We start from the raw sequence: 14,139 nt of genomic DNA, 5'->3' as shown, positions 1-14,139 counted from the left end.
TTTAATGCAACATTGCCGTTTTGACTGTTGACATTAGCTGGCAAAACCTTTAAAAATAAGACTATTAAATTTGTAGACTAAATGAGTTATTCGGCTATCTCAGCGCAATAACTCATTTGAACTTATATAACAAATACCGAGAAGAAAAATAACGTTATGAAATATCAATTTCACCTAGTCACTGTACTCGTACTGGTCTTAGTTTTAAGCCCAGCGGGGATGTATTAGAAGGTGAAATAGCTTTTTAAAAACCCCCGCCCTAAGCGGGGGTTTTTTTATGCATTTAAATTATACGGTAATTGCACAGAATAAATGGGGAGTGCGTGCAATAGCACATTATTACTCATGATAATAATCAATCGGTAACAGGCACACAGAGGAATGAGGATGAGTACACAACAATATAATGGCTCCGAACTAGTTGTTCAGGCATTAAAGGCATTGAAGGTAAAATATATATTTGGCTACCCCGGTGGCTCAGTATTAGATCTTTATGATGCATTATTTCAGCAAGATGATGTTGAGCATATTTTAGTTCGTCATGAACAAGCAGCAACCCATATGGCTGATGGTTATGCACGTGCCACAGGTGAAGTGGGCGTAGTATTAGCAACATCAGGTCCAGGTGCGACAAACTGTATCACGGGGATCGCTACAGCCTATATGGATTCTATTCCTATGGTAGTGCTATCCGGTCAAGTGCCGACTAACTTAATTGGTGATGATGCATTTCAAGAAACCGATATTGTTGGTTGCTCTCGGCCAATCGTAAAACACAGTTTTAACTGTCGTAGCGCAAAAGATATTCCTAAAATTTTGGCTAAAGCATTTTATATTGCAAGTACTGGACGCCCAGGTCCTGTGGTCGTAGAACTGCCAAAAGATATGTTAAACCCTGCACTTAAATTTGATTTTGAGTTTCCAGCAACCACAGAGCTGAGAACCTATAGCCCAAATACCAAAGGCCACCCAAAGCAAATTCGCAAAGCCGTTGCCGCTATTTTAGAAGCTAAAAAACTGGTCATTTACTCTGGTGGCGGGATTATTATTTCTAACACTTCAGAGCAACTGACTCATTTGGTTGAATCACTCAATGCACCAATCACTAATACCTTAATGGGATTGGGCGGTATTTCCGGGGTTCACCCTAATTTCGTTGGTATGCTAGGTATGCACGGGAGCCTTGAAGCAAATAAGGCGATGGCAAATGCCGATGTGATCTTAGCTCTAGGCGCCCGATTTGATGACAGGGTAACCAATAACGTGAAGAAATTTTGTCCCAATGCGACGATTGTTCATGTTGATGTTGATCCGACCTCTATTTCAAAAACGATCAAAGCTCACATTCCAGTCGTCGGTTGTTTATCAACCGTACTTGAGCAATTACAGACAGCCATAGATAAAAGTCCAATCAAAATTGATCGTAGTGCTCAAGAAGATTGGTGGCGTCAGATCATTAGCTGGCGTGAACAAAAATGTTTAAGCTACAGCACCGCGGGCGATAAAATAAAGCCTCAGGCCGTCATTGAAGCAATTTATAAAGCTACCAATGGTGATGCCTATATAAGCTCTGATGTAGGTCAGCATCAGATGTTTGCGGCGCAGTACTACCCGTTTAAAAACCCGCGCCAATGGATCAACTCAGGGGGTCTTGGCACTATGGGCTTTGGTCTGCCAGCGGCAATGGGAGTAAAACTTGCGTTCCCGGATAAAGAGTCAGTGTGTGTCACCGGTGATGGTTCGATTCAAATGAACATTCAAGAACTTTCGACATGTTTACAATATAACTTGGCTGTAAAAGTGGTGTCACTGAATAACCGCTCTCTGGGTATGGTGCGTCAATGGCAAGATATGGTCTATGGCGGTCGTCACTCATCGTCGTATATGGAATCGTTACCTGATTTCGTCAAACTTGCTGAAAGTTATGGCCATGTCGGTATTCGCGTTAATACTCTTGATGAACTACAGCCGGCAATCGATAAAGCCATGTCGATCACTGACCGTTTGGTGTTTTTAGATATTCTTGTTGATGAAAATGAACATGTATACCCAATGCAAATTAAGCTTGGAGCAGTTGATGAAATGTGGTTACGTAAAGGAGTGAAAGCATAATGCGTCGTATATTATCTATTTTACTTGAGAATGAACCAGGCTCATTGTCGCGTATTGTTGGCCTATTCTCACAACGAGCTTACAACATCGATAGTTTAACCGTTGGCACAACAGACGATCATTCTTTATCACGCATTACTATCACTACCATGGGTGATGACCGTGTGGTTGAGCAAATCACTAAACAGGTTAATAAATTAGTAGATGTATTAAAGATTATTGATCTAACTGAAATGGCGCATATTGAACGTGAGCTGCTATTAGTAAAAGTATTCGCTCAAGATGAAGCTAAAAGAGCGGCAGTAACGCGAGTGGTCGATGTATTCCAAGGGACTATTTTAGACATGGGTCGCAACAGCTACACATTGCAGCTTGTTAGTAGCACAGATAAAATTGAATCGTTTTTAGATACCTTACGTCATGAGACAGACATAATTGAAGTTGTACGCTCTGGTGCGGTAGGTATTGGCCGCGGTGATAAAGCACTAAAAGCTTAAACCTTAGATTAATGAGTAGATACAAAAAAAGGGCTAATTAGCCCTTTTTTATTTAACCAATCTAATTGATTAAGGATTAACTTGATCTTTAAGACCTTTACCTGCTTTAAAGCTTGGGATAGTTGCCGCTGAAATTTGGATTTCGGCACCAGTTTGTGGGTTACGGCCAGTACGTGCAGCACGCTCTTTTACAGAGAAAGTACCAAAACCAACTAGTGCAACTGAATTACCTTCTTTTAAAGAAGAAGTAACAGCACCAGTGAATGCGTCAAGTGCACGTGTAGCTGCTGCTTTAGAGATTTCTGCATCAGTAGCGATTTTTTCAACTAATTGAGCTTTATTCATTTGTTAAATTCCTATTCGTTATTATTTTGCCTTCGCAAAACCTATCTTTATGCATTTTTTAAGTATTGGCAACAGCAAAATGCTTTTTTCGCGTAAATTCTTAAAAAATGAGTAAATTTTAAATAATTGCCGAAATAAATATTGATTTAAAGATTAACCAACAATGAATTTAAGCAGTATTTAATAAATCAATATGACAATTTGTTTATCATTCAACTTTTTCGATAACTAAGGTCACTTCCCCAACCTCAATGCCAAACTTATCAATAGCTGTACGGTTAATCAAGCGCGATTGTGTTACCAGATACATCCAATCATCTAAATTAACTTCAATGGTGTCATCTCCATAGGGTAATTTAAGGGTATATTGCCAATGAAATACACTGCCATTACTTTTTCCTTTCGCGATACCTATCACATCACCTGCAGTGCCAGTTAAAGTATTGTCAGCATTGAGTGTTATTTTCCACACTCGGCGTTGGGTTTCACCATCGTCGTAAACGAAATCTTCCTCTATAACGCCGTTATTGCCATCCCAACTCGCATTCATGTCAACGACCATCTTACGGGTTACTTCACCTTTAAAGTCTTGGACAACGCCATAGGCTTTCAATTTGCCATTAAAAAATTGTTTAAAATTAAATTCTGGCTGACTTCCTTGGTAATACTCAACATCTGGCGCAGCACAGCTACTTAATAAAAATGTGCAACTAAGTAAAAATAATATAGTAATTCGCTTCATGTTATTGCCCTATTAGTTGTTTTCGCATCTGTGGCTCAGAGGTATTAGCATCAAGCCAAATAGCTAAAAAGTCATCCGCAAAACCACTTTGCTCTATAGCCCCTAGCTTTTTATCATTAAAATAAAATGTGCCAATACCATTTTCATCCGTAATGAACGATAGCGATTCACCTTTTTTGATATCCGGCCAAAGCGCAGCTAACTGTGCATCGTATTTTTTAATGATCTCTTTTTTGCCCAAATGCTGCCATTGTTCGTTCGTCGCTTTGATTATGTCCTTGGCAGCAAAATCGCGTAAATAGGTCAATGTCAGTTTAGTGGGGTGATTGCCAAACTGATAGCTCCCCGATGGGGTTGCTAACTGCGCCTGATAAACATCCCAAAATAGATACTCAAAACGAGCCTCACCGACCACTTTAAAATCAGCAGCAAAGCTTCGGCTGCATACCAATACACTTAAAATAATTAGCCCTTTAGTTAATCTTGCTATCATTACCGGACTCCAAATTTCTAAGTTAAATAGTTACACCTGTATGTTCATTTATGTTCAGAAACTAACAGGTACTTTTTGCTGTATGTATTTATAATCCTGATAAAATTGAACATAAACGACCAAGCTAAACCATATATAAGCCAAAATTGCCAAACTACAGGATGAACCTCTAACGCCCCAAAGCGTGCACCAGCAATATAACTTGCGGGGGCAAAAACTGCACAGAGCAACAGCGCTAAATACCAAGGCGTGCGATGCAAAAATTGCATTGATGTATTGATGGTTAACAGTAAAGCACACCAAAGTAATACAAACCACAATGGAAAGGGCGATATACTAAAAGATAAAAAGCCAACCTCAACCATCAAATATTCAAAGCTTAACGAGATCATTAAGCCATAGCACAGTAACAGCATATCTTGTTGCTTTTGCTGCGACAGGCATAGCATTAGTATGATGATTAATAAAATCGGTATAATAGCGCGCTGCTCAAGGAATAATGCTAAAAACCACACTCCTTGAAACAGCAAAAAATTAATAACTGAGCGCAATGTCATCACTTGAATGGTTAAAACGCGGTTTACGGGCAACTAAATGCACTGTACTGGTTACTCGCGCCCTAAATGCGCCTTCACAGTAAGCTAAGTAAAATAACCATAATCGATAAAAGCGCTGGTCAAACTTAACTTTGTCGATTTCTGGCCAGCTTGCGATAAACCGTGTGCGCCAATCAGCTAAGGTTCTTGCATAATGAACGCCGATATCGTTAATGCTGTGTACCACCATGTCTGATTGACTTTTTATTTGCTTATTCATTTCATCAATACACGGTAAACAACCACCAGGGAAGATATACTGCTGAATAAAATCAGAATTTTTCAGGTAATGTTGATAGCGTTGATCAGCAATTGTAATTGCTTGGATCAGCATTGCACCACTGTCTTTGAGTAAGTCATTACATTTTTTGAAAAAGCTGGGTAGGTATTCATGACCAACCGCTTCTATCATTTCTATTGACACTAGCTTATCGTAACTGCCTTCGAGTAAACGATAATCTTGTTTCAATAAGGTTATCTTATCTTCAAGCCCCAACTGGATAATTTTTTCTGCCACAAACGCATGTTGCTCATCAGAAATAGTTGTAGTAGTAACGTGGCAGTCATAATGTGTTGCAGCATGAATGGCAAACGCTCCCCACCCTGTGCCAATTTCAATAACCGTTTCACCGGGTTGTAAATCTACTTGTTGGCAGATTAAATCAAGCTTATGACTTTGTGCTTGCTCAAGAGAAGCATCTTTTGATGGGTAGACAGCGCTTGAGTAAAGCATTTCAGTGCTTAAAAATGATGAATACAACTCATTGCCTAAATCGTAATGAGCAACAATGTTTTTCTTTGAACCTTGCTCAGAATTTTTGTTTTTACGGTGATTTATTCGATTGTAAAGATTACTAATAAACGCAAACTTACGTTCAAATTGGTCCAGTTGAGCCTGATTAATGGCAAAAATTTCAATCAACTGAGTTAAGTTAGTACATTCCCACTGGCCCAAAATATAAGCTTCGCCAGCTCCGACACTGCCAGAGAGCGCAAATGCTTTATACATTGCCGGATTATTAACAACTACTTTAGCCTGCAAGTGACTTTGAGGATCACCAAAGTGTTGAACGTCGTTACCATCAACTAGGGTAATTGCGCCAACTTCAATGCTATCAAACGCACCAATGACTAACTTTTTATACAGCTTACTTAACAAGCTACTTGATGCGTTATCAGCTAAACTGGATATTTTTTCCATCTCATGACCTTCGTTATTTTAGCTAATCAATTCTTGCCTGAGTGACCTAAAAAAGGCACTCGCTTACAAAATAGTTTAAACGCCTGTACGTAAATTCCTTTCATCACAGTGATGGTCATGGCAGGAAAACGTTTCAGTAACGCAGTAACCGCAGCACGACTGAGTGACTGGCGTTGTAAACGCAAACTGGCAGTAAATAATAGCGTATTATCTTTTTTATTTTCTATATGGATCATAGTATTGTGCTTTGTTAAACGCACTTTCCAGTGGTAATCCATATCTAAACTCATAAATGGTGATACGGAGAAAGCCTTTTTAAAGTTCACTTTCCTGTGTAAATCAACCAAGTAATAGTGTCGCTCGTTCCAGGGGGTATTACTCACTTCAGCAACCATATAGGGAAAATCGCCATCAGCCGTTTCATAGAAGAAAAAGTTAACTGGGCTAAAATACACCCCAAAACAGCGCAGCTGTCCGAGCATATAGACATTACTAAACGGAGCAGTAATCCCCAGCTCGACAATTTTATTAATTGCTCGTTGTTTGATTGGTTGTTGAGTATCTAAATCACGATTAAGATAATCGGATTGTTTAAATTTAAGTGCTTTAAAGCCTGTTGTTCCAAGCCAAGGGTGAACACCATCAAGTTGCTGAGGAGCATTAAGATCAACCCACATCATGTACAACTGATAATTAAAGCTATGCGCTTTAATTGCTAATCGGTGATGACGAACATCACCGATTAAAAGTGCACTATTCAAATTCAACCCCAAGTTTGCGAGCAACATCTACAGCGCTTTTCACTCCGTCTTCGTGAAATCCGTTATACCAATAAGCGCCACAAAAATAACTGTTATTGGCTCCATCAATAAGCTGTTTCTGTTGCTGAGCAGCAATAGACGTTTTATTGAATACTGGATGATGATACGTAAATTCTCGGAGTATTTTAGTTTTATCAATTCCCTCGCGGTGATTAAGCGTGACACAAAATTGCGTTTTACTTGTGATGCCTTGCAAAATATTCATTTGATAAGTTACAACAGCAGCTTTATCAAGATTATCGGTAAGTAGATAATTCCAACTTGCCCATGCGGCTTTACGTTTTGGCAGCAAAGCAGTGTCAGTATGCAAAATCACTGAATTTTCAGTGTAGGGAATGGCTGATAAAATTGCTTTTTCATCTGTGCTTGGGTTTTCAAGTAAAGCGAGAGCTTGATCAGAATGACAAGCAAAAATCACTTTATCAAATTGCTCAACAGTACCATTTTTCAATCGGATCAACACCTGCTCCGGGGTGCGAAAAATAGACTGTATATCCGTGTTCAATTTTATTTTATCTTTAAAACCACTGATCAATGGATTGATATATTCCCTTGAACCACCGGGAATAACATACCACTGCGGACGATTAGTAATATCTAATAAGCCATGATTGAAAAAGAATTTTACAAAAAACTCAACGCCAACATTACTCATTTCTTTAATACTTGTTGACCAGATAGCCGCGCCCATTGGCAAAATATAATGGTAACGAAAAAAATCATTAAAACCGTGTTGGTCGAGCAACTGACCTAGCATCTGCTCACTTTGGTAGTCGTTGTCATGATATAGTTTTTTACACAAGGTGTTAAAACGCACAATATCACTAAGTAACTTCCAAAAACGCGGACGAAATATATTGCGCTTTTGAGCAAACAAACTGGCAAAAGTGTGGCCATTGTATTCAAAACCAGTTTGCTGATTATGCACACTAAAACTCATTTCTGTCGGTTGTCGTTCAACGCCGATGCGCTTTAACAGCTTTTCAAAATAAGGGTAAGTGCGATCATTAAAAACAATAAAGCCAGTATCAATAGCACGCTTAACACCATCAACCTGTATATCTATCGTTGCGGTGTGCCCACCAATGTAGTTGTTTTTTTCAAATACCGTAATATCATACTTTTTGTGCAACAACTGCGCGCAGCTTAATCCTGCAATTCCAGAACCTATAATTGCTATTTTTTTCAACGACTTAATCCTTTTGCAAGCATGAGCCAAATTGGCAGCGGCAACATGCGTAAACATTTTAAAATAAGGGTAAAACGATAAGGAAAATGCACCTCTTTGCGGCGCTTAGCGACCCCTTTGATAATATAATTTGCCGCTTTTTCTGCAGTAACTGCCATTGGCATTGGAAAATCGTTTTTTTGAGTCAACGGTGTTTTAACAAAGCCTGGATGCACTAAGGTTACGTCAATATCAGCTAAATCAATGGCTAAACTTTTTGCTAAGTAACTGACCCCAGCTTTTGATGCGCCATATGCTTGTGAGCGCGGTAACGGTAAATAAGTTACGCTTGAACTGACAATCACCAACTGACCACCGGACTTTATCCTCGGTAGTAAAGCCTCAAGACAGTAACCCATCGAAAGCAAATTAGTAGTAACAACGCGGGTAAACAATGCACTGTCAAAATTATGCGCATCATCGATATACTCACAATTGCCAGCATTAAGAATAACGCGATCAAATTGCGTATAAGCAACAGTGCTACTTCGTATTTCTTGTAAATCAGTAGCGTCAAACTGACAACTTTCAATATTCGTTAGTTGCGCAAGTTCGTTTAGTTTTTCTTGGTTACGCCCACAAGCGATCACTGTATCCCCGGCTTGCGCATACAGTTTCGCAAGTTGTTCACCAATACCTGATGTTGCACCTGTTATAAGCGTGATCATTATTCCGCTGCCTTATTATCTATGTATTTAATAATTGAACCGAGAATAGGGATATGTCGATAAAGTAATGCACCAGCATCAAAGTAGTCTTTATGAAGGCTGATTTTGTCACCAGTAAATGTTAACTTGCTATGGCCTGCTACGGCTATTTGCTGGCCATTACTAAGCTTTGGATGGCGATAATACATAGTCCAGTAAACAAAAGCATTATCGCCTACACTAACAGCATCACTGATATCAAACGTGCATTCAATAACATTACTATAAAGTTTAGCAAAATATTGATGTAAGTCAGCTAAACCATCGACTTCATGCAATGGATCAGAAAAGTGAATGTCTGCAGCATAAATATCACTCAGTAAATGTAGATTTTCTTTACTTAGCTTTTGGTATATCGCGATAAATTTATCTGTTCTGTGGTTGCTCATATCATACCTTAAATGCATCAAGCGCTCGTAAGCGAGCCGTTTTATGATCAACGATTGCTGGCCAATAAACTGCTTTTGCTTTGCCGCTTTTCGCTAAATATTCATGTGGAAAATGAATTTGCTTATTCGGCACATTTTCCAACTCCGGTATATATTTACGAATAAAATCACCATCAGGATCAAATCGCTCACTTTGAGTAATCGGGTTGAATATTCTAAAGTATGGCTGGGCATCGCACCCGGTACTTGCAGCCCATTGCCAACCGCCGTTGTTAGACGCTAAATCGCCATCGATCAAATGCTGCATAAAGAAACGTTCACCTTTACGCCAATCAATTAACAAGTGTTTGGTAAGAAAACTGGCAACTACCATTCGTAAGCGATTATGCATCCAGCCAGTTTGAATAAGCTGCCTCATAGCGGCATCAACAAGCGGGTAGCCTGTTTTACCTTCACACCAAGCAGTGAAATCAGCCTCATCAGTTCGCCACTTTACTGGGTCATATTTCTCATTAAAATTGTTATATTTATTAAGTTTTGGATAAGCCACAATTAAATGACGATAAAACTCACGCCACACTAACTCGTTGACCCAAGTAAATAAATTGCTTTTAGAGCTACTTAAAACATCGACATATTGTTGCTGTACAAGAGCAATTAATTGCTGAACGCTGACAATTCCTAAAGCTAAATACGGACTTAAGCCTGATGTGCCTTTAATACTTGGAATATCTCGCTGATCTTTATAACTGAGTAATTTATCGCTGATAAAGCGGGCACAGATTTGACTTAATGACGCATCATCAACTGGCCACTTATGTGAGGAATCATCACCGGTAAGTAACGCTGAACCTTGCCAAGGTATTGGGCTAAACATTGTCGGGGGGGCTTGAAAATAAAAATGAGTATCTTGATATTGCTTTAGCCAGGCATTTTTAAAAGGGGTGAACACCTTAAACATCTCACCACTTTGATTCAGTACCGTTCCAGGCGGTGCAACCACGTCACCATCAAACAAGGTGACTGATACTTTAAGTTCATCAGCATGATGTAAAAATGCGTTATCGCGCTCAACTTCATTAATTTCATATTCTTTATTGGCAAATAACTGCGTTACTGAATGTCGCTGGCAGAACTCGCTTAACTGCTGCACACATCCTTCGTAATTACCCGCTTCAGTGATATGTAAGGTGATGCCATTATCAGCTAGTAACTGACCTAAGAAGTTTAACCTTCGTTTTAGCAAATCAATTTGTATTGAAGCAACACCATGGCGTTGCCATTGTTGCTCAGTGATAAAAAATATAGCGTCTTTACAACCATTGTCGATTGCTTGATAAAGGGCATGATTATTAAAAAGGCGCAAATCGCGCCTAAACCAAAATACAGTGTTCATTAAATTCCGTAGCGTAATTTTAGTTCGTGAGGATAAGGGTTGAAGTAAACTTGCTTTGCTAAGTATTCGTTTGGATGTACTTTCAAATGATGTTTTAAGAGTGTCAGCGGTACATACAGCGGCACTAAACCTGAGCGATATTCATCAATTGCATCTCGTAACTCTTCTTTTTCAATTTTGGATAAATGTTTTTTAAAGTAGCCTTGTAAGTGCATTAAAGTATTGCTGTTATTTTTGCGTGATGCAGGTCTTTTCAGCGCTGCCATTAAACCTGCAATATAATCGTCAGCAAGCTGCTCAAAATCATCGCCAACATAGGTGCCCAGTAAATTACCAAGATCTTTATATGCCTGATAATTGTGAGCCATTAACAAATACTTATATTGCGCATGAAACTGCGTTAACCTATGCAGGGTTGCTGGCTGTTGACGCAATAATTGCCAGTTTTTATAAGTAAACACTCGCATTACAAAGTTTTCACGCAAGTGCATATCATTTAAACGACCATTTTCTTCACACGGTAACAATGGGTTGTGAGCCATAATTTGCGCAGCAAAAAAGCCCACGCCTTCAGATGTATTACCGGTGCCTGCTTCATTGTATATTTTGATCCGTTCCATGCCGCAGCTTGGACTTTTAGCACAAAAAACAAAGCCGCTTAATTGTGCAGCCTGCTCTGTGGCAACTTTTTTACCATATTCTGTCAATTGTGGGCCAACATCACCACTGCCGTCAGGACGGCACACTTTAATAGTTGTGCCTACTTTAACTTGTCTAATTGTCGGTCTTGGGATCGGTAAACCTACCGCCACTTCGGGACAAAAGCGTTTATATTCAACGTGTTTTGCGAATTCATCCATGCAAAAATTTGATTTTTTATGGCCACTATCAAACCGAACTTTCTCACCTGCAAGGCATGCACTTATGCCTATTTGAATAGTCGATTGCTGCATATACACTCCTAGTAAATCAAATTGCCAATTGGATTGAGTAACTTACTCAGTCCTTTATTAAAGTGTAGAGCACTACTGACTACTGTGTAACATAAACAGCCTTTTTCTGTGATCGGAGTGTGTTGATGACGACCATCGAGCCACATAAAGTCGCCAGGCACATAATGGTCGTCTTCATCACTAAACTCACCATCGAGTAATAAAGTCAGTTCAAAACCAGTGTGTGTATGTTCAGGGATTTCCCCACCGGCATCTATGTGTAGCAAACTCGAACGTAGCGCACCATCATCGAGAGCGATACGAGAACGTGATAACTTACCCATTTGCATAAACTTACCATGTGAAATACGGGCAAGAGCACGGGGCAATTGATAATTTTGCTGATTGACAAGGATAGTTTGTGGCGTCACTTTATATACATCATCAACACTATCGTCAGCGGTAATTGCATCAAGTAATGATAGTTCATCAATAGCTAAATCTGTAGTTTGCAGTTGTTCATTATGATGCGCAAACACATCTACAGCATTTTTCGCTTCAATGCGTTGCACTTTATCTTTACAGCAACTACACATGTCAAGATGAATAGCGACAGCAACACTGATACTCGCCGGTAATGACGCATTACAATACTGCGCTAATAGCGCATCACTTGGGTGATGTTTAATCATTGCGGTCTCCCATTTCATTGCGTAATTTTTGTAACGCTAAACGTAAACGTGACTTCACAGTACCAATTGGAATATTCAATTGATCTGCAAGTTGCTCTTGTGACATATCTTGAAAATAAACGCCTTTAACAACATCGCGTTGAGCTTGAGGTAATTTATCGAGGTAATTTTTGATTTGCTGGTTTTCAAGATGATCACTAAATTCATGGTCGGCATTATCATGTTGCTCAACTAGCGGCCAAATATCTTCGCTAATATTGTCTTCTTTGTTACTTTTCATTTTTCTGAGCATATCAAATGATGCGTTACGCATTACGGTATATACCCACGTTGTAGCTGCACCTTTATCATTATTATAAAGATGTGCTTTTCGCCACACTGAGGTAAGGGTGTCTTGCACTAATTCCATCGCTTGCGCTTCTGAATTAAATTGCTTAATACCGAAGCGTTTTATTTTCGGTGAAAAGTACGCAAATAAATAAGCAAAAGCCTGTTTATCACGATTAGCTGCAACCGCAGATAATGCATCTGCAAGTTCTTTGCTTGGCGTTTGTGGCATGGCAGTGTAATTACCTGTGTTAGGTTCACAACGTGTTGAAAGTTGTTGACTTACCATCATAATATTCCTATTAGTGTTCTTGCATATGCAATACGCAAAGCAACTAAAATAAGATCATATTAATTAGGAAAATTCGTTATTAATCACAGTATGAAGGAAAGAGTGGATATTCGCAAAGTCCGATTTAAAGGCAAGCTGTTGTTTTTTATCAATTGAAATAGGTAATAATTCAAGCCATCTTGCAAGCACCCAGTTCAGATCATCAAAGTGTGTCTGGCGGTATAAATCGGTTAACTCTAGATTAGCAGCAAACAACTGCTCTAGTGCCGTTACTAAATATGAATCATCGCGCTCTAAGTTGTGAGGTTGTTCAAACCAAAGAGATGTTTTAGGTGCAGATAGCTGACCGAAACGCAGTTGCTGTTTATCTTGAGTTATATCAGTTAACTCAACCACAGATTTGGCCACCACATCAATTAATAGTTGTCCTTGTTGATCTTGTGAAAAGTCAATAATATCAACTAAGCATCCATACCTAGGAACGTTGAGATAACTATCAACATCATACTGGCAAAGTACGAAACCATGATCATTTTTAAGTGATTCTTTAACCATATCAAGATAGCGAGGTTCGAAGATACGTAACCGCGTATACCCGCTTGGTAGAATAAATACCGGTAATGGAAAGATTGCACGTTTCATAAGGCCTACTACATCAGTTTAACTATGCATTACGTTACGTGCACCGCAGCAAATAAGATCAACGTTACTGATTATTACTTATCGCTATCCCCTTAGCCTATGTTTAACCACTGCCCTACGTTGCGTAATAATTCAACTGAGGCATACACACTTAATAAGCTCACTACAGGTGCTAACATTAAAGCTAATAATCCTAATTCGCTGCTCATTGCCTTAATCCTCAACTTTTACTGCATTGCTAGTTGCAACGAGTTGTGATGTATTTTCCGCAACTTTAGCTGATTGCTCACTATGCTGTGAAAGCAGTTCAGTTAACATTTTTTGCGAATCACTAAACAATGACTGTTTTAATTTGCTTTGTAATTCATCACTCGTACTTTCAATATAATGTGCAATGCTGTTTGATAGCGTTTGAGTGATATCTAATTGACCGTCATTTGCACTTGCTTGTGTAGAACCAACAACCAAAAGTGCTGCAACAGATAGTTTAATAATGCTTTTCATGATGGTATTCCCTATTGTGTTATTAAGTTAGTCGCTATTACTTAATCAAAGGTTGTGCCAACCACGAAATAAATTTTAACCAATTGTTTTTTATGCACTTTAAATCACATAAGTGCATAACCTTTTGATGATGTGAATTTTAAAACCATTCAAAGTGGTTAAAAATACTAAAATATAGTCAATAAATAAGCATTGAAAGTTTCAGCGTACACTTGTACACTCA

The 14,139-nt window shown here is 39.0% G+C and carries 17 protein-coding genes; 2 read left to right on the top strand and 15 right to left on the bottom strand.

The window, feature by feature from the left end:
• The first annotated feature begins 387 nt into the window (after positions 1-387).
• Both H5186_RS07845 and ilvN read left to right on the top strand, forming a co-directional pair.
• Positions 388-2,112, top strand: a complete 1,725-nt coding sequence (locus H5186_RS07845) for an acetolactate synthase 3 large subunit (RefSeq protein WP_145235824.1) — start codon at positions 388-390, stop codon at positions 2,110-2,112.
• Complete coding sequence (gene ilvN, locus H5186_RS07840) at positions 2,112-2,609, top strand: acetolactate synthase small subunit (protein ID WP_182767905.1); 498 nt, start codon at positions 2,112-2,114, stop codon at positions 2,607-2,609. The genes H5186_RS07845 and ilvN overlap by 1 nt, the downstream gene beginning before the upstream one ends.
• Positions 2,610-2,678: 69 nt before the next feature.
• Here the strand turns inward: ilvN and H5186_RS07835 are convergent, their stop codons facing one another.
• The 15 genes from H5186_RS07835 to H5186_RS07765 form a co-directional block, all read right to left on the bottom strand.
• Positions 2,679-2,954, bottom strand: a complete 276-nt coding sequence (locus H5186_RS07835; RefSeq protein ID WP_145235830.1) for an HU family DNA-binding protein — start codon at positions 2,952-2,954, stop codon at positions 2,679-2,681.
• Positions 2,955-3,162: 208 nt separating this feature from the next.
• Positions 3,163-3,696, bottom strand: a complete 534-nt coding sequence (locus H5186_RS07830; protein WP_149980180.1) for a DUF3833 domain-containing protein — start codon at positions 3,694-3,696, stop codon at positions 3,163-3,165.
• 1 nt (position 3,697) lies between these two features.
• Positions 3,698-4,189, bottom strand: coding sequence for a chalcone isomerase family protein (locus H5186_RS07825; RefSeq protein ID WP_182718659.1), 492 nt, complete (start codon positions 4,187-4,189; stop codon positions 3,698-3,700).
• Between the two features lie 44 nt (positions 4,190-4,233).
• The gene (locus tag H5186_RS07820) at positions 4,234-4,704 is read right to left on the bottom strand and encodes a DUF2878 domain-containing protein (protein ID WP_310737081.1); all 471 of its coding nucleotides are present in this window, start codon (positions 4,702-4,704) and stop codon (positions 4,234-4,236) included.
• 19 nt (positions 4,705-4,723) lie between these two features.
• A complete protein-coding gene (locus H5186_RS07815) occupies positions 4,724-5,986 on the bottom strand; it encodes a cyclopropane-fatty-acyl-phospholipid synthase family protein (RefSeq protein WP_182718657.1) in 1,263 nt (420 codons plus the stop codon).
• A gap of 26 nt (positions 5,987-6,012) precedes the next feature.
• Positions 6,013-6,747 carry a DUF1365 domain-containing protein gene (locus H5186_RS07810; protein WP_182740057.1) on the bottom strand — a complete coding sequence of 245 codons (735 nt, stop codon included), beginning with the start codon at positions 6,745-6,747 and terminating at the stop codon, positions 6,013-6,015.
• Entirely contained in the window at positions 6,740-7,996 is a 1,257-nt protein-coding gene (locus tag H5186_RS07805; RefSeq protein WP_182794301.1) for an NAD(P)/FAD-dependent oxidoreductase, read from the bottom strand. The genes H5186_RS07810 and H5186_RS07805 overlap by 8 nt, the downstream gene beginning before the upstream one ends.
• Entirely contained in the window at positions 7,993-8,703 is a 711-nt protein-coding gene (locus H5186_RS07800) for an SDR family NAD(P)-dependent oxidoreductase (RefSeq protein WP_182718654.1), read from the bottom strand. Before H5186_RS07800 ends, H5186_RS07805 begins: the two co-directional genes overlap by 4 nt.
• Positions 8,703-9,131: a nuclear transport factor 2 family protein gene (locus H5186_RS07795; RefSeq protein WP_145235859.1), complete on the bottom strand. Its 429-nt coding sequence runs from the start codon at positions 9,129-9,131 to the stop codon at positions 8,703-8,705. Before H5186_RS07795 ends, H5186_RS07800 begins: the two co-directional genes overlap by 1 nt.
• 1 nt (position 9,132) lies before the next feature.
• The gene (gene phrB / locus H5186_RS07790; protein WP_182794300.1) at positions 9,133-10,527 is read right to left on the bottom strand and encodes a deoxyribodipyrimidine photo-lyase; all 1,395 of its coding nucleotides are present in this window, start codon (positions 10,525-10,527) and stop codon (positions 9,133-9,135) included.
• Positions 10,527-11,480, bottom strand: coding sequence for a DUF523 and DUF1722 domain-containing protein (locus H5186_RS07785; protein WP_145235868.1), 954 nt, complete (start codon positions 11,478-11,480; stop codon positions 10,527-10,529). The genes phrB and H5186_RS07785 overlap by 1 nt, the downstream gene beginning before the upstream one ends.
• An 8-nt stretch (positions 11,481-11,488) precedes the next feature.
• Positions 11,489-12,151 (bottom strand): ChrR family anti-sigma-E factor, encoded by a 663-nt coding sequence (locus H5186_RS07780; RefSeq protein ID WP_182718652.1) that lies wholly within the window; start codon positions 12,149-12,151, stop codon positions 11,489-11,491.
• Positions 12,144-12,767, bottom strand: coding sequence for a sigma-70 family RNA polymerase sigma factor (locus H5186_RS07775; protein WP_182740069.1), 624 nt, complete (start codon positions 12,765-12,767; stop codon positions 12,144-12,146). The genes H5186_RS07780 and H5186_RS07775 overlap by 8 nt, the downstream gene beginning before the upstream one ends.
• Positions 12,768-12,833: 66 nt before the next feature.
• Positions 12,834-13,412 (bottom strand): LON peptidase substrate-binding domain-containing protein, encoded by a 579-nt coding sequence (locus H5186_RS07770; RefSeq protein ID WP_182794299.1) that lies wholly within the window; start codon positions 13,410-13,412, stop codon positions 12,834-12,836.
• Between the two features lie 213 nt (positions 13,413-13,625).
• The gene (locus H5186_RS07765) at positions 13,626-13,916 is read right to left on the bottom strand and encodes a hypothetical protein (protein WP_149980170.1); all 291 of its coding nucleotides are present in this window, start codon (positions 13,914-13,916) and stop codon (positions 13,626-13,628) included.
• Positions 13,917-14,139: the final 223 nt, after the last annotated feature.

It is taken from the genome of Pseudoalteromonas sp. SG41-2 (genome assembly GCF_014164535.1).
GTDB classification, from domain to species: domain Bacteria; phylum Pseudomonadota; class Gammaproteobacteria; order Enterobacterales; family Alteromonadaceae; genus Pseudoalteromonas; species Pseudoalteromonas rhizosphaerae.
This window is presented reverse-complemented; position numbering and strand designations above follow the sequence as displayed.